Genomic DNA, 16,221 nt, shown 5'->3' with positions numbered 1-16,221 from the left:
CTGAATGCGGTGGTTCGCACTACGCACTACCGCATTCAGAGGACGAAACGCGGGGGAGTCAGGCGGTGCGGCGCCAGCGGATGAGGCGTTCCCCGGTCGGGGCCGGATCCAGTTCGGGGCCGATCAGGGTGAACCCGCATTTACGGGCGACCGAGGCCGAGACGTCGTTGGTCTCCTCGTAGCGGTAGCTGACCTCACGCAGGCCGAGGCCGCCGAAACCGAACCGCAGGGCGGCGTTGAGCGCGGTGCTCGCGACGCCCTTGCCGCGCGACGCCGCCCGGACCCAGACCGACGCCTCCGCGTAGCCGAGGTCGAGATCCAGATCGCGCAGGCCGACCTCGCCCAGCAGATCGCCGGTCGTCGGCTCCGCCACCGCCCAGGAGCAGCGCTCGTCGCCGGCCCACTGAGCAGCGCGTAGAGCGACGTACTCGGTCGCCTCGTCGAGGTCGCGCAGCCGGTAGTTCAGGACGTACTTGCGATGTGTCGGGTCGGCGAAGGCCGCGACCAGCGCCGGACGGTCGTCGAGTGCCTTGTCGGCCCGAAGCTGTCGCAGGTAGTACTCGCCCGCGTTGATCTCCACCGGTTCCACCCTTCGAGGGTAACCGGACCGGTGGCGCCGCTTCAGCGTCGGCGGCTCATGATCAGCGCGACCGCCAGCGGGAGCAGGAACACCAGGAACGTCCCGCGGGTGAAGAAGAACAGCGCGATCGCGACCGCGGCGGCGATCGGCACGGCGCTGGCGGTCAGCCATTTCGCCGGTGGAGCGTCGTTTTTCGCGGACGCCTGCGCGACACCGGGCATCGTGGGCAGGGGGAGCAGCGCACTGGGTCTGGGCGATGGGAGGTCCGTGAACAGCGGTTCGAGGTCGCTCGCCATCCTCGCCGCGCTGATCTTCGCCGACCGGGTGCCGAATTCGTCGAGGTCGAGTCTGCCGGTGCGGACATGCTCTTCCAAGGCTTCGAGCGCGTCTTGGCGTTCGGCGTCGCTCAGCCGTATGTCCGGTCTCCCGTCACTCACATCCCGAGTCTACGGGCGGATCAGCCGTCCAGTTCCCGGCGACGTTGCTTCGCGAGCTTCTTGTGCGCGTTCTCCCAGCCCTTGCCCCAGATACCCTCGCCGAGGGCGCTGATCCCGATCGGGACGAGGATGAACCACCAGGTGACGCCGGTGGTGATGATGAGCGCGATGGAGGCGATGAAGAGGATCGGCAGCAGGGCGCCCATGACCCGCTGAGCCGGGGAGATGCCCGCCCACGCCGGTTTCTCCGGCTCGCCGACCGCTGTTTTCGGCACGTCGTAGGCCGGGTGCGGTTCAGGCAGGTCGGCGAAGATCTCGGACAGCTCACCGCGGGTCTTGGCGGCGGTGACCTGAGCCGACCGCTCGCCGAATTCGTCGATGTCGATCCGGCCCACGCTCATGTGCTCACCCAGTGCGGTCAGCGCGGACTCTCGATCCTGGTCACTGATCCGCAGCCGCGGAGACGGAACCTCGCTCACCCTTTCGATGGTAGGCCGAGCGAGGGTCCGTCAACCACGACAATCGTCAGTCTTTCAGCTCGAACAGCTGGGTTCCCTGCGTCACCGCTGCGCCGACCTCGACCGAAAGGCCGGTGACGGTACCCGCTTTGTGCGCGGTGACCGGGTTCTCCATCTTCATCGCTTCGAGCACGACGACCAGTTCGCCCGCCTCGACCTGCTGGCCCTCTTCGACGGCGACCTTCACGATGGTGCCCTGCATCGGTGCGGTGACGGCATCGCCGCTCACCGCGGCCTTGGTGCCGCCGGCCCGCTTGCGCGGCTTGGCCTTGACGGCCGTGCCGCCGCCACCGCCGTCGAGCGAGAAACCGCCGGGAAGCGACACTTCGAGGCGGCGGCCGCCGACCTCGACGACGACGTTCTGGCGCGGCTGCTCTTCTTCGGCGTCGGCGGCTTCGGGGGCGACGAACGGCTCGATCTTGTTCTCGAACTCGGTCTCGATCCAGCGGGTGTGCACGCTGAAGCCGTCTTCGTCGCCGATGAAGGCGGGGTCGTCCACGATCACGCGGTGGAACGGCAGGACCGTCGCCATACCGTCGGCGACCATCTCGGCCAGTGCCCGGCGGCTGCGTTCGAGCGCGTTCTGCCGGTCCGAGCCGGTGACGATCAGCTTCGCGAGCATCGAGTCGAACTGGCCGCCGATGACGCTGCCGGACTCGACACCCGAGTCGACGCGGACGCCGGGTCCGCTCGGCGCGACGAACTTCGTCACGGTGCCGGGGGCGGGCAGGAAGCCGCGACCGGCGTCCTCACCGTTGATGCGGAATTCGATCGAGTGACCGCGCGGCACCGGGTCTTCGGTGATGCGCAGCTTCTCGCCGCGGGCGATGCGGAACATCTCGCGCACGAGGTCGAGGCCCGTGGTCTCCTCGGACACCGGGTGCTCGACCTGGAGCCGGGTGTTGACCTCGAGGAACGAGATCGTGCCGTCGACGGCGACGAGGTACTCGACCGTTCCGGCGCCGTAGTAACCCGCTTCCTTGCAGATCGCCTTCGCGGACTCGTGGATGCGCTTGCGCTGCTCGTCGGTCAGGAACGGCGCGGGCGCCTCCTCGACCAGCTTCTGGTGGCGGCGCTGCAGCGAGCAGTCGCGGGTGCCGACGACGATCGCGTTGCCGTGCTGGTCGGCGAGTACCTGGGCCTCGACGTGACGCGGCTTGTCCAGGTAGCGCTCGACGAAGCATTCGCCGCGGCCGAAGGCGGAGATCGCCTCGCGGGTCGCGGACTCGAAGAGCTCCGGGATCTCCTCGCGGGTGCGCGCGACCTTGAGGCCGCGGCCACCGCCGCCGAACGCCGCCTTGATCGCGACCGGCAGCCCGTGCTCGTCGGCGAACGCGACGATCTCGTCCGCGTTCTTGGCGGGGTCCTTCGTACCGGGCACGAGCGGGGCGCCGGCGCGCAGCGCGATGTGGCGCGCGGTCACCTTGTCGCCGAGGTCGCGGATGGCCTGCGGGCTCGGCCCGATCCAGGTCAGTCCGGCGTCGATCACGGCCTGCGCGAAGTCCGCGTTCTCGGAAAGGAAGCCGTAACCCGGGTGCACCGAGTCCGCGCCCGACCGCTTGGCGGCGTCGAGCAGCTTGTCGAAGACGAGGTAGCTCTCCGCCGCGGTGGTCCCACCGAGGGCGAAGGCCTCGTCCGCGAGACGGACGTGGGGTGCGTCACGGTCCGGATCGGCGTAGACGGCCACGCTGGTCAGCCCGGCGTCCTTCGCCGCCCTGATCACCCGGACCGCGATCTCGCCACGGTTCGCGATCAGGATCTTGGTCACCGGACCACCTGTGCCGGCCTGCTCGGTCACGCCGTACCTCCTGCGTTCGCACGTCGGGCCGCCCCGATGCGGCTCCGCAGCAGTTTACGGAAGTTCCACTCTGATCGAGTGAGAGCAAGGCCACCCAGTGACTTCTGTTTATACCAGCGCCTCGCGGTGGCGCAGTTCTTCTGGAAGGTCGGAATCGAGCACGATGAGGTCGTACGGCTGTTCCCGGTAGACCCGGCCGAGGTGCTCGGATTTGACCAAGGCCCACGGCTGGTGCGGGCCGCAGCATTCGACCAGGCGCTGCACCGTGGTGAACGCGATCAGCGCCATCCGGCCGTCGCTGGTCCGGCGCAGCTCGATCTCCGCGCTCGTGAAGTCCTTCGGCTTTTTCGCGGTGGGGAGGAACAGGGCGTTGGGCAAGGCTGGGTTCGTCACGGGAACAACATAGACGTGCACTCTGTGCTAGATCACTTACGCTCTCGGATATGCGGACTCAGGAAGCGCGGACACCGCGATCCGTGCTGTTCACCGCGGTGCTCGCCGCCGTGGTGACGGCGGGCGTGTTCGCGGCCGTGTTCCTGCTCCGTCCGGATCCTTCGGTGCCCGCGGACACGATCCAGGCGCCTGCGCCCGACGCCGCCCCGACGACGCCGGGCGTCAACTGCGGCCACTCGGTCTGCCGGGAGATCGGCGCGATGACCGTCGCGGGGCTGCCCGTCGTGCTGCTGGGTGACGAGGCGGGGAAGCAGGGCGTGGTCCGGATCGGCGCGGACTCGGTCTTCCCCTTGATGATCAACGACATGGGTGTCACCCTCGCGGGCGATTCGCTGCGCTGCGTCGACGGCACGACGCCGGTCTGCCTGGTGCGCGGCGACACCGACGGCGGCTCGGCGGGCGAACTGTTCGTCGCGCGCGGCGGGATCTGGCGGGACACCGGGAAGCCGTACTTCTCGGATGCCGGGACGATCGCCCTGAGCGACGTGACCACGGACGGGATCGCCGACGTCATCGTCGTCCGGCACGAATGCCCGGGAGCGCAGTCCGGTTCGGCCCGCTGCCAGGCCGCGCCGGTGCTGGCGGAGGTCTACGACGTCGCGAAAGGTTCGGTGGGCTGCACGCGCCGGTACACCGCGCCTTCGGAGCTGAAGGGCTGGCCGGACGTCCGGGTCACCCGGGCTGACCTGCGGCCCTGTCCCTGACGCGGTAGCAAGGGACCTTTGCTATCACTTTGGCGGCAGGTGGCTTCAGGACTTCGGGCGGGCGGGGTGTTGCGAAAGCCACTTTCGCAACCTTCAACGTTGCGAAAGTGGCTTTCGTAACCTCGGGCCTCGATCCTTTCCGATGAAATCCTCGCCTGCGGTTCTCCAAGCCCGTGAAGGCCTCCTTCCCTACCGTCAAAGTAGGGAAGGAGGCCTTCACGGACTTCGGTGACTACTTGGCGCCTGCGGCGACGGGCTCCTTCTCCGCGGCAGTGGCTTCGCCGTCAGCAGCGGGCGAAGGGTCCGTCGTGGAGTTCAGGACCTCGTCGTCCAGCAGGCCTTCGCCGCGGGCGACGACCACCGGAACGACGATCTGGCCGGCGACGTTGGTCGCGGTCCGCATCATGTCCATGATCGGGTTGACCGAGTAGATCAGCGCGATCCCGAGCGCCACCTGCTGCGCGTCGAGTCCGATGAACGCGGTGGTCAGGGTCAGCGCGGTCAGCCAGCCGGTGGTGCCCGCGGTGGCCAGCGCGCCGAGCACGGCGACCACGACGATGCCGGCGTACTGCCAGAAGTTCAGCGAGACACCGGAAAGGTTCGCGATGAAGATCGCGCCGATCGCCGGGAACACCGCGGCGCAACCGTCCATCTTCGTGGCGCTGCCCAGCGGAGTCGCGAAGGCGGCGTACGCGGGCTGGACGCCCAGGTTGACGGCTGACTGCCGGGTGAGGGGGAGCGTCGCGGCCGAAGACTGCGAAGCGAACGCGAACTGGATCGCGGTGCCCGCCTTGGAGAAGAACTTCAGCGGGCTGACCTTCGCCACGAACTGCAGCAGGATCGGGTACACCACGAAGAGGACCAGCAAGCAGCCCACGTACACCGCGAGAGTGGTGGTGAACAGCGGCCGGAACAGCGCGTCACCGTAGTTCGCGACGGCCGCGCCGATCAGGCCGATGATGCCGATCGGGGCGAGCCGGACGATCCAGCCGAGGTAGCGCTGGATGATCTCGAACACGCTGGTGGTGAAGTCGACGAACGGCTTGGCCTTGTCCCCGAGGCTGTAGGCGGCCGCGCCGATCAGCACGGCGAGCACCAGGACCTGGAGCGTCTCACCCTCGGTGAAGGCGGTGAGGAAGTTCTTCGGCAGCAAGCCGTCGACGAAGGCGCTCCAGGAGCCCCAGTTGTCCACGCTCTTGGTGGCCTTGTCGGCGTTCTTCGCGGTCGCCGCGACGCCTTCGCCGAGGCCGCCGCTGCCCGGGTTGAACAGCTTGGCGACGGCGATGCCGATCAGCGACGCGATGAACGAGGTGATCGCGAACCACAGGACGGTCTTGCCGCCGAGCCGGGCGGCCTTCTTGCCGCCGCCGAGATTGCGGAGGCTGTTGATGCCGACCACGATCGCGGTGAAGACCAGCGGGATCACGGCGATCTGCAGCAGCGTGGTGAAGATCGAACCGATCTGGTCGAGCAGCTCGGTCAACCAGCTCGCTTCGGTCGTCCTGGCGAGGATGCCGAGGAGGGCGCCCACGACGAGCGAGCCGAGGACCGCCGCCGCGAAGACCCTTGGCCTGGTGTAGGTCCGAATGAAAGACACGGGGCGACTCCGGTGCGTGAAAGTTTCCTGATTAGCCGAACGTGAAGAACGTTCGGCGAAGCAGGACTCTTCCGGATCACCCGATCGTGTGGGAGCCGTCTCAGGATGCGGGACGGGTCCAGAGATCGACGACGCTCACGCCGACCTCGGTCAGGAGACGGCGGGTCAGCGGCAGGCTGATCCCGATGACGCTCGAGAAGTCCCCGTCGATTCCTTCGACGAACCAGCCGCCACGCCCGTCCAAAGTGAAGCCGCCCGCCACCTGAAGCGGTTCGCCGGACGCGATGTAGGCCTCGATGTCTTCCTGCGAGGGGGTACCGAAGCGAACAGTCGTTCCTTCGGTCCCCGAAGCTTCCTTCGTCTTCTCGCCGTTCTCGACGCGGATGATCGCGTGGCCGGTGAGAAGTTCACCGGTTTTGCCCGCCATGGAAGCCCAACGCTCGCGCGCGGCCTCCGGAGTGATCGGCTTCCCGACCATTTCCCCGCCTATCGACAGCATCGAATCGCAGCCCACGATGACCATGTCGGCGCTGCCCTCGTGAGTGCCGACGAGGGTCTCGAAAACCGCCTCGGCCTTCGCCGCGGCCAGCGCGCGGACCAGTTCCACGGGAGCCGGATCGGTCAGGGACGCGGCCACCGCGTCCTCGTCGACGCCGGAGACGACGACGCTCGGATCGAGGCCGGCGGAACGCAGGACGGCGAGGCGGGCGGGGGACTGGGACGCGAGGACGAAACGCACATCCGGAAGGTACTCGACGGCCCGCCGTTGCCTAATTGTGACCTGGAACACTCGGACCTGGAGCTAGTTTGTTGTGGCGCGCAACATATGGATTGTTCGAGCTACGGAGGAAACAATGTCGTCCCGCCTCCGCGTCAGAAGATCTCTTCGCACGACGCAAACCACAGTGCTCGCAGGCCTGCTCCTGGCCGGTTCGGCACTGGCCCCGATGGCGTCCGCCGCCCCGGGGCCGGTGTACAAGAATCCCCACGCTTCGACGTCCGCCCGAGTGAACGACCTGCTCAAGCGGATGAGTCTCGACGACAAGATCGGCCAGATGACGCAGGCCGAACGCGGCGCGGTCACCCCCGATCAAGCCGCCGCGCTCAAACTGGGGTCCCTGTTGTCCGGCGGCGGCTCCGTACCCGCCAGCAACACGCCGACCGGGTGGGCCGACATGGTCGACTCGTACCAGAAGGCGGCGGTTTCGACGCCGCTCGGCATTCCCACGATCTACGGCGTCGACGCCGTGCACGGCCACAACAACGTCTACGGCGCGACGATCTTCCCGCACAACATCGGTCTGGGCGCCGCGAACAACCCGCGGCTGGTCGAGAAGATCGGCCGCGCGACGGCGTTGGAAGTCGCCGGAACCGGTCCGCAGTGGGACTTCTCGCCTTGCCTCTGCGTCGCGCGTGACGATCGCTGGGGCCGGACTTACGAGTCGTTCGGCGAATCCCCGCGTGACGCCATCGCGAACGCGTCGGCCATCACCGGTCTCCAAGGCCGCAAGCTCGGCGAGAAGCCGGGCTCGGTGCTCGCGACCGCGAAGCACTACATCGGCGACGGTGGCACTACGAACGGCGTCGACCAGGGCAACACCGAGATCAGCGAACGCGAACTGCGCCAGATCCATCTGCCGCCGTTCCGTGAGGCGATCGACCGCGGCGTCGGCTCGGTGATGATCTCGTTCTCCAGCTTCCAGGGGGTGCGCATGCACGCCCAGAAGTACCTGATCACCGACGTCCTCAAGAAGGAACTGCGGTTCTCCGGCCTGGTGATCTCGGACTACAACGCGATCAACCAGATCGACGGCCAGGAAGGCTTCACCCCCGAGGAAGTGCGCCTTTCGGTCAACGCGGGCATCGACATGTTCATGGTCCCGTGGGACGCGCCGCAGTTCCTCTCCTACCTCAAGGCCGAGGTCGAGGCGGGTCGCGTCTCGCGCGACCGGATCGACGACGCGAACCGCCGCATCCTGGCGGAGAAGTTCAAGCTCGGCCTGTTCGAGCGCCCGTACACCGACCGTTCGCTCCAGAAGACGTTCGGAGGCAAGGAACATCGCGATCTGGCCCGGCAGGCCGTCCGCGAATCCCAGGTGCTGCTGAAGAACGACGGTGTGCTGCCACTGGCGAAGAAGAACAACAAGATCTTCGTCGCGGGCAAGAACGCGAACGACATGGGCAATCAGGCGGGCGGCTGGACGCTCACGTGGCAAGGCCAGAGCGGCCCGGTCATCCCGGGCACCACCATCCTCGACGGCCTCAAGTCGGGGGCGGGGAAGGGAACCACGGTGACCTATGACCGTGCGGGTGACGGAATCGACGGCAGCTACAAGGTCGCGGTCGCGGTGGTGGGCGAAACGCCGTACGCCGAAGGGCAGGGAGACCGGCCGAACGGCTTCGGACTCGACGCCGAAGACCTCGCCACGATCGCCAAACTGAAGAGTTCCGGTGTCCCGGTGGTCGTCGTGACCGTGTCCGGCCGCCCGCTCGACATCGCCGCGCAACTGCCGAAGTTCAACGGGCTCGTCGCCGCTTGGCTGCCGGGTAGCGAAGGTGCCGGTGTCGCCGATGTCCTTTACGGCGACTACGACCCGACCGGGAAACTGACGTTCAGCTGGCCGACCAGTGCGGCTCAGGAACCGGTGAACGTCGGTGACGGCAAGAAGGCGCTGTTCCCGTACGGCTTCGGCCTGCGGTACCGCCGATAGGAAGCTTCCGCCCTCCCGCGGATGCCATGAAAGACCCGTTACTTGCAAAATTTGCAAGTAACGGGTCTTTCATTGCGCGACTGAGGGGACCTGCCGATCGCAAGTAGTCCTCTAGATGCGGGAGGCGGTGCTGGCGGCCTCGGGAGCGGGGGCCGGGGGAGGCGTGCGCGGGGTCGGGCGGCGCATGGCCGGCGCGGCCAGTACGCCCAGCAGCACTACGGCCGCCGGCAGCAGCACGGTCACCCGGGCCGACGTACGAGTTCGTCGACGGCATGAAGGACTTTTCGCCGCCACTGGACATGGTCCTGGTCCCGGTGACGGACTCGGTGTTCGGGGCTTCAGGTGCCGGGCCGTCCTTCAGTGAAGACTGGATGCCCGTGGTCTTCTCGACGCTTTCGACCGGCACGGAGTGTGTCTACCTCGGGATGCGGGCCGCCCCCGAGGTCGCCTAGTTCAGGCGTCTCGGTCCGATTTCGCGTTCGAGGAAGCGGTGATACTCGATGGCGGCTATCGAGTTCTCGAGCTGTTCGAACGTCGGTGCGGGGAGCGCGCCGTTGAAGACGATGGTGAGGCTCTTCCGCGGGATGTTGATGACGTACGGGTCGACGCCGAGTTCTTCGCAGTTCTCGCGCAGCACGGCCGTCCATCGCTCCAGGTCCTCGTCTTCGGCGAGGTGCTCCCAGCGCGCGACGATCCAGTTGCCGTTGATCAGCTGGCCCGCCATCTCCCGCGGATCGTGGACCATATACGGCTCGGCGACGTCGTTCATCGGCCCAAGTGATCGATCAGGGCGGCGAAGGACGCGGCCGGGAGGACCAGGATCGGCCGGGTCTCGTCCGGCAGTGCCCACTGTTTGGTGTCGCGGATGCCGACCAGACCGGGCAGCCCGCCGATTTCGACGCAGGCGTTCTCTTCCCAGTGCGTGTAGGTCGACTTGTGCCAGTCGGTCATGCGTTCGTGCCAGGTGGTCATCGGAGTGCCTTTCCCCAGTGACTGTTTCGGCAAGTAGACGGCTTGCGCGGAGGCAAAGTTGTCAATTTCGGGTGATCTGCCGCCGCGGTTCGGCGAACGGTCCGTGAAGGGCACCAAGATCGCGCTCGGCGCAGAAAAAGGGACCTTCACCGACAGCTGCTTTACTCACGATGCACTCTCAGGGTGCATAGCGCCAAGAGTCCTTGGTCACTGGAGTAGTTCAGCCGGCCAACCGTCGGTAGTCGTCCGCGATCCGGGCCAGATGAGCGCAGGCGACGGCGTCGTAGGTGGCGTAGTGCTCGACTTCGGCGAAGTTCTTCTCGTAGTCGGCGACTTCGCGTTCGTCCGTGACGAGCGCCGTCGCCGTCTGCGTGCCGAGAAGCACCGCGCGCGAGTCGTAGATGTCGAAACCGTGGAGGACGGCGACCGACACGGGCGCGGTCCACGGGATCACGCCCAGCCGGACCTTGCCGCGGCAGGACAGGTCGATGAGGTGGCCGAGCTGGGCCAGCATGGTCGTCGCACCGCCCATGTTCCAGCGCAGGGCGCCCTCGGTCAGCACGAAATGGAACTCGCGGTCCGATTCGAGGATCTTCTGGCGTTCCAGTCGCGCTTCGATGGTCTGGTCGCGTTCGCCGTCCGGCAGGGAATCGCGGAACAGCGCGGTGATGTAGTCGCGGGTCTGGAGCAGGCCGAACACGATGGTCGGCTGGAAACTCCGGATCCGGGCGGACGCGGTTTCGATCTTGCCGATGCGCTGCTGCATCCGCCAGGCGCCCCGCTGGAGCACGACGCGGGCGGAGGCGGCCTCTTCACGCAGGTCGCGGGTGATCGCGACCAGGGTCCGCCGGACGGACGCGGGCGCGCGGTAGGCGCGGCACAACGTGACGACCTGGTCCTCGGTCGGCATGAAAGCGCCGGTTTCGACCCGGGAGACCTTGGACTGGCTGAGGCCGGTGAGCCTCGCCGCCTCGGTGCCGGACAACCCGGCGGCTTTGCGCAGACGGCGCAATTCGGTGGAGAGGTGGTCCTGGTTCGTCACGCACGGCTTTCTGGGGCGATCACGGTTCGTAGGACCTGGCAAGCCGTCCGAGACGGCCCGCCAGGCCTGCAACGATAGTCCGCGAAGCCTGGATCCGCGCCGTTCGCCGAGCCGGGGTCAGCGAGGAAGGGCCGAAGCCCGCCAAGCGCCGTCACCCGGGGCGAGTGGTGCCCGCACCAGCGCGGCCTTGTCCGCCCACCACGAGTCCCGTTTCGGCGCCGGTTCCGGCGCCCGTGAGCCGGCCACCGCCGCGACGACGGCCGTCAGCGCGGCGACCTCGGCGTCGCTCGGATTGCCTCGGACGACCCGCAACAGCGGGGTTTCGGGCGTGCTCACAGCGGGATGTTCCCATGCTTCTTCGGCGGCGTCGACTCTCGTTTGCCCTGCAGCAGCGAGAGTCCCTTCGCGATGTGGCCGCGGGTGTGCGCGGGCACGATCACCGAATCGACGTAACCGCGCTCGGCCGCCGCGTACGGGTTCAGGAGGGTGTCTTCGTACTCCTGGATCAGTTCGGCCCGCAGCGCGTCGACGTCCTTGCCGTCGGCGGCGGCCGCGGCGAGCGTCTTGCGGTGCACGATGTTCGCCGCGCCCTGCGCACCCATGACGGCGACCTGCGCCGTCGGCCACGCGAGGTTGATGTCGGCGCCCAGGTGCTTCGACCCCATGACGTCGTACGCGCCGCCGTACGCCTTGCGGGTGATGACGGTGATGAGCGGGACGGTCGCTTCGGCGTAGGCGTAGATCAGCTTCGCGCCGCGCCGGATGATGCCGTTCCACTCCTGGTCGGTGCCCGGCAGGAAGCCCGGGACGTCGACGAAGGTCAGCACCGGGATGTTGAACGCGTCGCAGGTGCGCACGAACCGCGCGGCCTTCTCGGACGCGTCGATGTCGAGGCAGCCGGCGAACTGGGTCGGCTGGTTCGCCACGATGCCGACGCTGCGGCCGTCGACCCGGCCGAAGCCGACCAGGATGTTCGGCGCGAACAGTTCGTGGACTTCGAGGAAGTCGCCGTCGTCGACGATGCGGTTGATGACCTCGTGCATGTCGTACGGCTGGTTCGGCGAGTCCGGGATGAGCGTGTCGAGTTCACGGTCCGAGTCCGTGACGTCGTCGAAGAACCCTCCGGCGGGTGCGTCCGTTTCGAGCAGCGGCGCTTCGGACAGGTTGTTCGCCGGGAGGAACGAGAGCAGTTCCTTGACGTACGCGATCGCGTCATCGTCGTCGGAACCGAGGTAGTGCGCGTTGCCCGAACGGGTGTTGTGCGTGCGCCCGCCGCCGAGTTCCTCGAAGGAGACCTCTTCGCCGGTCACGGTCTTCACGACGTCGGGACCGGTGATGAACATGTGGGAGGTCTTGTCGACCATCACCACGAAGTCGGTCAGCGCGGGGGAGTAGACGTGCCCGCCCGCGTTGGCGCCCATGATCAGCGAGATCTGCGGGATGACACCGGACGCCTTGACGTTGCGGTTGAAGATCTCGCCGTACAGGCCGAGCGAGACGACACCTTCCTGGATCCGCGCGCCGCCGCCCTCGTTGATGCCGATGATCGGGCGGCCGGTCTTGATCGCCAGGTCCATCACCTTGACGATCTTCTCGCCGTAGACCTCGCCGAGCGAACCGCCGAAGACGGTGACGTCCTGGCTGAACACGCACACCGGACGGCCGTCGACGGTGCCGTAGCCGGTGACGACGCCGTCGCCGTAGGGCCGGTTCTTCTCCTGGCCGAAGTTGACCGAGCGGTGCTTCGCCAGCTCGTCGAGCTCGACGAACGAGCCTTCGTCCAGCAGCAGGTCGATCCGCTCGCGAGCGGTCTTCTTGCCCTTGGCGTGCTGTTTCTCCACCGCCCTCGCGGAACCCGCGTGCACCGCCTCGTCGTAACGGCGGTACAGGTCGGCCAGCTTGCCGGCCGTGGTGTGGATGTCCGGTTCGTCCTCGGGCGGCGTCCCGAGCGGCTCCGTCGCACTGCTCATGAATCCGCAGCCTAGCTACTCGACGGTCACTTCGCGTGTGGCGTAGGCAACGTCCTCCGCCCTCCGGGTCACCGCGCCGCGCGCACCAGACCGGACTCGTAGGCGGCGATCACCAGCTGCGCCCGGTCGCGTGCCGCGAGTTTGTGCAGGAGGTGGCCGATATGCGTCTTGATCGTCGCCAGCCCGAGGTGCAGCGTGCCCGCGATCTCGTCGTTCGACAGCCCGCGCGCGATCAGTCCGAGTACTTCCCGCTCGCGTGCGGTGATGTTGTCGAGCGTGGCCGCGACGCGCCGGCCGGGTTCCGGCAGCCGCGCGAACTCGGCGATCAGCCGTCGCGTGATCGACGGCGCGAGCAGCCCTTCGCCCGCCGCGACGACCCGGATCGCGGACAGCAGTTCGGCGGGCGGGGTGTCCTTGAGAAGGAAGCCGCTCGCACCCGCGCGCAGCGCCGAGTAGACGTAGGCGTCGAGGTCGAAGGTCGTCAGCATCAGCACGTGGACGCCTTCGGTGGCGGCCGACGCGCAGATCCGCCGGGTCGCCTCGATCCCGTCCAGCTCCGGCATGCGGACGTCCATCAGCACGACGTCGGGGCGTTCCTTCTCGGCCAGTTCGGCCGCTTCCACGCCGTTGCCCGCCTCGCCGACGACCTGGAGGTCGGGCGCGCTGTCGACGAGCACGCGGAAACTGCCGCGCAGCAACGCCTGGTCGTCGGCGATCAGCACGCGGATCATCGTGTCCCCACTTCTTTTACGGCGTACGGCAGCCGCGCGTACACCCGGAATCCCCCAGCGGGTACAGGTCCCGCTTCGAAGTCCCCACCGTAGACCGCGACCCGCTCCCGCATACCGATCAAACCGTGTCCGCCGACGGTGGCGACAGTGCCTTCGCCGCGTCCGTCGTCGACGATCTCGACGCCGACCTCGCCCCGGCCTTCGGTGATCGTGACCCGGCAGGTCGACGGTCCCGCGTGCTTCACGACGTTGGTCACCGCCTCCTGCGTGATGCGGTACACCGAAAGCGCGACGCCTTCGGGGAGATCGTCGATCTCCTCGCCGGTCAGTTCGACACGGACACCGGCCTGCCCGGCGCGTTCGGCGAGCGTCCTCAGTTCGGAGAGTTTCGGCGCGGGACCGAGTGCCGCTTCGGGGGTGCCGTCCCCGGATCGGAGGACACCGAGCATCCGCCGGAGTTCGACGAGGGTCTCGCGGCTGGTGAGTTCGATGACCCGCAAGGCTTCGCGTGCTTCTTCCGGCTGTTCTTGAGCGACATGGTTTCCCACCGCCGCCTTCACCGCGATCAGGCTCATGCTGTGCGCGACGACGTCGTGCATTTCGCGCGCGATCCGCAGCCGCTCGTCGGAAACCGCCTGGTCGGCTTGGGCCTCCGCGAGCTCGGCGAGGTTCGCCTGCCGCTGCCGTGCCGTCCAGCCCAGCGCCCACGAACCGGCCATCCCGCCGCCCGCGAACGCGGCCGAAGCGAGCGTGTTCGGGCCGAGGTGCAGGAGTTCCAGGAACACGACGACGACCAGGCCCGCACCCATCGCGATCAGCGAACGGGGGCGTGGGTATTCCAGCGCCACCGTGTAGAGGGCGGTCGCGGTGGCCAGGGCGGTGGCCGGACCGAGGCCGCCGCCCGCGAGCGAGGCGGGCAGCATCGTGACGAGCGCGAGGCCGAAGGCCGCCACGGGTTTGTGGCGTCGCAGCACGATCGCGACCGCGCAGGCGCCGATCGCGGCCCAGGCCACCCATACCGGGATGGCGACGTTGAACGTCCAGGTCCCCGCGGCCAGGTTCCCGCCGACGGCCACGACGAGAACCAGCGCGAGAAGCACGTCAAGAACGCGCGATACCCGGGCAGGGAGCGCGGACGGCGGTTTCATACGGCGAACCTAGCCGGACGTCCGGCTTTCGCGCGTCCGTCCGGCGGAGGTCATCCCCAGGGTGGAGATCAGGGGTCGTGATCGGAGGGACGACGCCCGTGATCGGAGGGACGACGCCCGTGATCGGAGGGACGACGCCCGTGATCGGACGGACGGCACGCGTGATGGGACGGACGGCACATGACGAGTCAGGCTCCGTGAGCCGCCGCGAAGAACTCCTTCAGCCTCTTCCGCCATTTCCGCAGCGCCTCGGGCACGACTTCGTCGAGTCCACTCGGAACCGTCCGGGTCAGCTCGACCATGGTGCCCTCGAGTTCGGAATGGCTGAACTCCCAGCGGACGATTCCGCCGTCGGGCAGGGAGAACTCCAGGACCCGCGGCGGTTCCTCGCGGGTGACGGTGCCCGAGCCGATCGCCGCCCGCTCGGGGGTGAGCAGTGCCCAGACCTCGTCGAGCGGCTTCCAGATCAGGTCGTGGCGGAAGCGGATCACCTTGCCGTCCGCGGTTTCCAGGACTTCGCCGTCCGCGAGACCGAACTCCTCGATGTAGGCCTCGATGGGGCCGACCCAGTCCTTCGGTTGCTCGTACTCTTCGCCGTCGAGCAACGCGGTGAGGGCGCCGAGGCAGCTGTCCCAGCCGGCGGCCGTGCGCCCGGCCGCGACCCTGGCGATGGCGGGTTCACCTCGGCCGAAGGTATGCGTGAACAGCAGACGGCTGCCGTCCTTCTCCGGGGTGATCTCCCAGCGCAGGACGTCGTCGTTCCAGGTGAAGGCGAAGACGCGCGGTTCATCGGCTTCGAGGACTTCGCCCAGCGTCGGGGCCTCTTCGCCTTCGAAGGTGAACTTGATGGCCCCGCCCGGTCGCAGGTCCACGGCGACCGATGCGGGGAACCACCGCGCGAGTTCCGCCGGTTCGGTGATCGCCCGCCAGACGCGTTCGGGGCTGTGCGCGAGTCGTCGTTCGACGCGGAGCGCGGGACGCTCTCCGGTGGTTTCCAACCGGGCGCGATCGGTCACGGTTACCTCCTAATGTGCCTTTAGGGGAATATAACCGCGAAGGAATACTGGGTCAAACGTCGCGGAGGGCGGCCACCGCGGTCGTCAGGTCGGGGTCGGCGTGGGCCTTGTCGAGGGCGGCGGCCAGGACCGCTTGATAGGTCGGCTCGGTTTCGGCGTGCCGTTTCCGGCCTTCCTTGGTGATGCACGAGTACACGCCGCGGCGGTCGTTTTCGCAGGGGTCGCGGTCGGTCAGGCCGGCGTCTTCGAGGCGGGCGACCATCCGGCTCACCGAACTCTGGTTGAGCCCGATCGCCTCGGCGAGTTCCTGCATGCGCAGGACGCCCTTCTCGGTGGCGGCCAGTTTGCCGAGCGCGCGGTACTCGGACAGCCCGAGTCCATGCCTGCGCTGCAGCGCTTTGGTGAGCTCCTGCTCGATGCGTCCGTGCAACATGATGACGCGGCCCCACGCCAGCTCGTCGGCGGTCATGGCGATCTCCCTGCGTTCCTTGACAGCAGTTTACATGCAGTGACAGCATCTGCTTGCGCATACATGTACTTTGAA

19 protein-coding genes are annotated in these 16,221 nt (G+C 67.9%); 3 read left to right on the top strand and 16 right to left on the bottom strand.

Annotated elements, in window-relative coordinates; genetic code table 11:
• Positions 1 to 58 precede the first annotated feature (58 nt).
• The 5 genes from H5J31_RS07175 to H5J31_RS07155 form a co-directional block, all read right to left on the bottom strand.
• Positions 59 to 589 carry a GNAT family N-acetyltransferase gene (locus H5J31_RS07175; protein ID WP_181771676.1) on the bottom strand — a complete coding sequence of 177 codons (531 nt, stop codon included), beginning with the start codon at positions 587 to 589 and terminating at the stop codon, positions 59 to 61.
• Positions 590 to 621: 32 nt separating this feature from the next.
• Positions 622 to 996 (bottom strand): DUF1707 SHOCT-like domain-containing protein, encoded by a 375-nt coding sequence (locus H5J31_RS07170; protein WP_181771774.1) that lies wholly within the window; start codon positions 994 to 996, stop codon positions 622 to 624.
• Positions 997 to 1,037: 41 nt separating this feature from the next.
• Complete coding sequence (locus tag H5J31_RS07165) at positions 1,038 to 1,496, bottom strand: DUF1707 SHOCT-like domain-containing protein (RefSeq protein ID WP_181771675.1); 459 nt, start codon at positions 1,494 to 1,496, stop codon at positions 1,038 to 1,040.
• A gap of 46 nt (positions 1,497 to 1,542) precedes the next feature.
• Positions 1,543 to 3,333: an acetyl/propionyl/methylcrotonyl-CoA carboxylase subunit alpha gene (locus H5J31_RS07160; protein WP_181771674.1), complete on the bottom strand. Its 1,791-nt coding sequence runs from the start codon at positions 3,331 to 3,333 to the stop codon at positions 1,543 to 1,545.
• Between the two features lie 108 nt (positions 3,334 to 3,441).
• The gene (locus H5J31_RS07155; protein ID WP_181771673.1) at positions 3,442 to 3,726 is read right to left on the bottom strand and encodes an SAV_915 family protein; all 285 of its coding nucleotides are present in this window, start codon (positions 3,724 to 3,726) and stop codon (positions 3,442 to 3,444) included.
• Between the two features lie 50 nt (positions 3,727 to 3,776).
• Between H5J31_RS07155 and H5J31_RS07150 the strand changes: the two genes are divergently transcribed.
• The gene (locus H5J31_RS07150) at positions 3,777 to 4,490 is read left to right on the top strand and encodes a hypothetical protein (protein ID WP_207897631.1); all 714 of its coding nucleotides are present in this window, start codon (positions 3,777 to 3,779) and stop codon (positions 4,488 to 4,490) included.
• A gap of 232 nt (positions 4,491 to 4,722) precedes the next feature.
• On the opposite strand, the gene H5J31_RS07145 is transcribed toward H5J31_RS07150, so the two are convergent.
• Positions 4,723 to 6,087, bottom strand: coding sequence for a dicarboxylate/amino acid:cation symporter (locus tag H5J31_RS07145; RefSeq protein ID WP_181771672.1), 1,365 nt, complete (start codon positions 6,085 to 6,087; stop codon positions 4,723 to 4,725).
• Positions 6,088 to 6,187: 100 nt separating this feature from the next.
• Positions 6,188 to 6,826, bottom strand: coding sequence for a Maf family protein (locus tag H5J31_RS07140; RefSeq protein ID WP_181771671.1), 639 nt, complete (start codon positions 6,824 to 6,826; stop codon positions 6,188 to 6,190).
• Between the two features lie 166 nt (positions 6,827 to 6,992).
• On the opposite strand from H5J31_RS07140, the gene H5J31_RS07135 reads away from it, so the two are divergent.
• Both H5J31_RS07135 and H5J31_RS07130 read left to right on the top strand, forming a co-directional pair.
• Positions 6,993 to 8,798, top strand: a complete 1,806-nt coding sequence (locus H5J31_RS07135) for a glycoside hydrolase family 3 protein (protein ID WP_181771670.1) — start codon at positions 6,993 to 6,995, stop codon at positions 8,796 to 8,798.
• Positions 8,799 to 9,070: 272 nt separating this feature from the next.
• On the top strand, positions 9,071 to 9,250 hold the full coding sequence (locus H5J31_RS07130) for a hypothetical protein (RefSeq protein WP_236004812.1): 180 nt from the start codon (positions 9,071 to 9,073) through the stop codon (positions 9,248 to 9,250).
• Here the strand turns inward: H5J31_RS07130 and H5J31_RS07125 are convergent.
• The 9 genes from H5J31_RS07125 to H5J31_RS07085 all read right to left on the bottom strand — a co-directional run bounded on the left by H5J31_RS07125 (position 9,247) and on the right by H5J31_RS07085 (position 16,146).
• Positions 9,247 to 9,567 carry a hypothetical protein gene (locus H5J31_RS07125; protein WP_181771669.1) on the bottom strand — a complete coding sequence of 107 codons (321 nt, stop codon included), beginning with the start codon at positions 9,565 to 9,567 and terminating at the stop codon, positions 9,247 to 9,249. The genes H5J31_RS07130 and H5J31_RS07125 overlap by 4 nt on opposite strands.
• Positions 9,564 to 9,770 carry a DUF397 domain-containing protein gene (locus H5J31_RS07120; protein ID WP_181771668.1) on the bottom strand — a complete coding sequence of 69 codons (207 nt, stop codon included), beginning with the start codon at positions 9,768 to 9,770 and terminating at the stop codon, positions 9,564 to 9,566. The genes H5J31_RS07125 and H5J31_RS07120 overlap by 4 nt, the downstream gene beginning before the upstream one ends.
• A gap of 220 nt (positions 9,771 to 9,990) precedes the next feature.
• Positions 9,991 to 10,812 (bottom strand): helix-turn-helix domain-containing protein, encoded by an 822-nt coding sequence (locus H5J31_RS07115; protein ID WP_181771667.1) that lies wholly within the window; start codon positions 10,810 to 10,812, stop codon positions 9,991 to 9,993.
• Between the two features lie 117 nt (positions 10,813 to 10,929).
• On the bottom strand, positions 10,930 to 11,148 hold the full coding sequence (locus H5J31_RS07110; RefSeq protein ID WP_181771666.1) for an acyl-CoA carboxylase epsilon subunit: 219 nt from the start codon (positions 11,146 to 11,148) through the stop codon (positions 10,930 to 10,932).
• The gene (locus H5J31_RS07105) at positions 11,145 to 12,782 is read right to left on the bottom strand and encodes an acyl-CoA carboxylase subunit beta (RefSeq protein WP_181771665.1); all 1,638 of its coding nucleotides are present in this window, start codon (positions 12,780 to 12,782) and stop codon (positions 11,145 to 11,147) included. The genes H5J31_RS07110 and H5J31_RS07105 overlap by 4 nt, the downstream gene beginning before the upstream one ends.
• 68 nt (positions 12,783 to 12,850) lie before the next feature.
• Positions 12,851 to 13,513: a response regulator gene (locus H5J31_RS07100; RefSeq protein ID WP_181771664.1), complete on the bottom strand. Its 663-nt coding sequence runs from the start codon at positions 13,511 to 13,513 to the stop codon at positions 12,851 to 12,853.
• Entirely contained in the window at positions 13,510 to 14,661 is a 1,152-nt protein-coding gene (locus tag H5J31_RS07095) for a sensor histidine kinase (protein WP_181771663.1), read from the bottom strand. Before H5J31_RS07095 ends, H5J31_RS07100 begins: the two co-directional genes overlap by 4 nt.
• Positions 14,662 to 14,849: 188 nt before the next feature.
• Entirely contained in the window at positions 14,850 to 15,677 is an 828-nt protein-coding gene (locus tag H5J31_RS07090; RefSeq protein WP_181771662.1) for an SRPBCC family protein, read from the bottom strand.
• Between the two features lie 52 nt (positions 15,678 to 15,729).
• Entirely contained in the window at positions 15,730 to 16,146 is a 417-nt protein-coding gene (locus H5J31_RS07085; RefSeq protein ID WP_181771661.1) for a MarR family winged helix-turn-helix transcriptional regulator, read from the bottom strand.
• Positions 16,147 to 16,221 lie beyond the last annotated feature (75 nt).

It is taken from the genome of Amycolatopsis pittospori, from assembly GCF_013870525.1.
Taxonomy (GTDB): Bacteria; Actinomycetota; Actinomycetes; order Mycobacteriales; family Pseudonocardiaceae; genus Amycolatopsis; species Amycolatopsis pittospori.
Note: the sequence above shows the minus strand (reverse complement) of the source record. Positions and strands in the feature narration are given on the sequence as shown.

Coding starts and splice junctions, on each gene's coding strand:
- H5J31_RS07150 (WP_207897631.1), top strand. CDS start 3,777: ATGCGGACTCAGGAAGCGCGGACACCGCGATCCGTGCTGTTCACCGCG.
- H5J31_RS07130 (WP_236004812.1), top strand. CDS start 9,071: ATGAAGGACTTTTCGCCGCCACTGGACATGGTCCTGGTCCCGGTGACG.
- H5J31_RS07125 (WP_181771669.1), bottom strand. CDS start 9,567: ATGAACGACGTCGCCGAGCCGTATATGGTCCACGATCCGCGGGAGATG.
- H5J31_RS07120 (WP_181771668.1), bottom strand. CDS start 9,770: ATGACCACCTGGCACGAACGCATGACCGACTGGCACAAGTCGACCTAC.
- H5J31_RS07105 (WP_181771665.1), bottom strand. CDS start 12,782: ATGAGCAGTGCGACGGAGCCGCTCGGGACGCCGCCCGAGGACGAACCG.
- H5J31_RS07100 (WP_181771664.1), bottom strand. CDS start 13,513: ATGATCCGCGTGCTGATCGCCGACGACCAGGCGTTGCTGCGCGGCAGT.
- H5J31_RS07095 (WP_181771663.1), bottom strand. CDS start 14,661: ATGAAACCGCCGTCCGCGCTCCCTGCCCGGGTATCGCGCGTTCTTGAC.
- H5J31_RS07085 (WP_181771661.1), bottom strand. CDS start 16,146: ATGACCGCCGACGAGCTGGCGTGGGGCCGCGTCATCATGTTGCACGGA.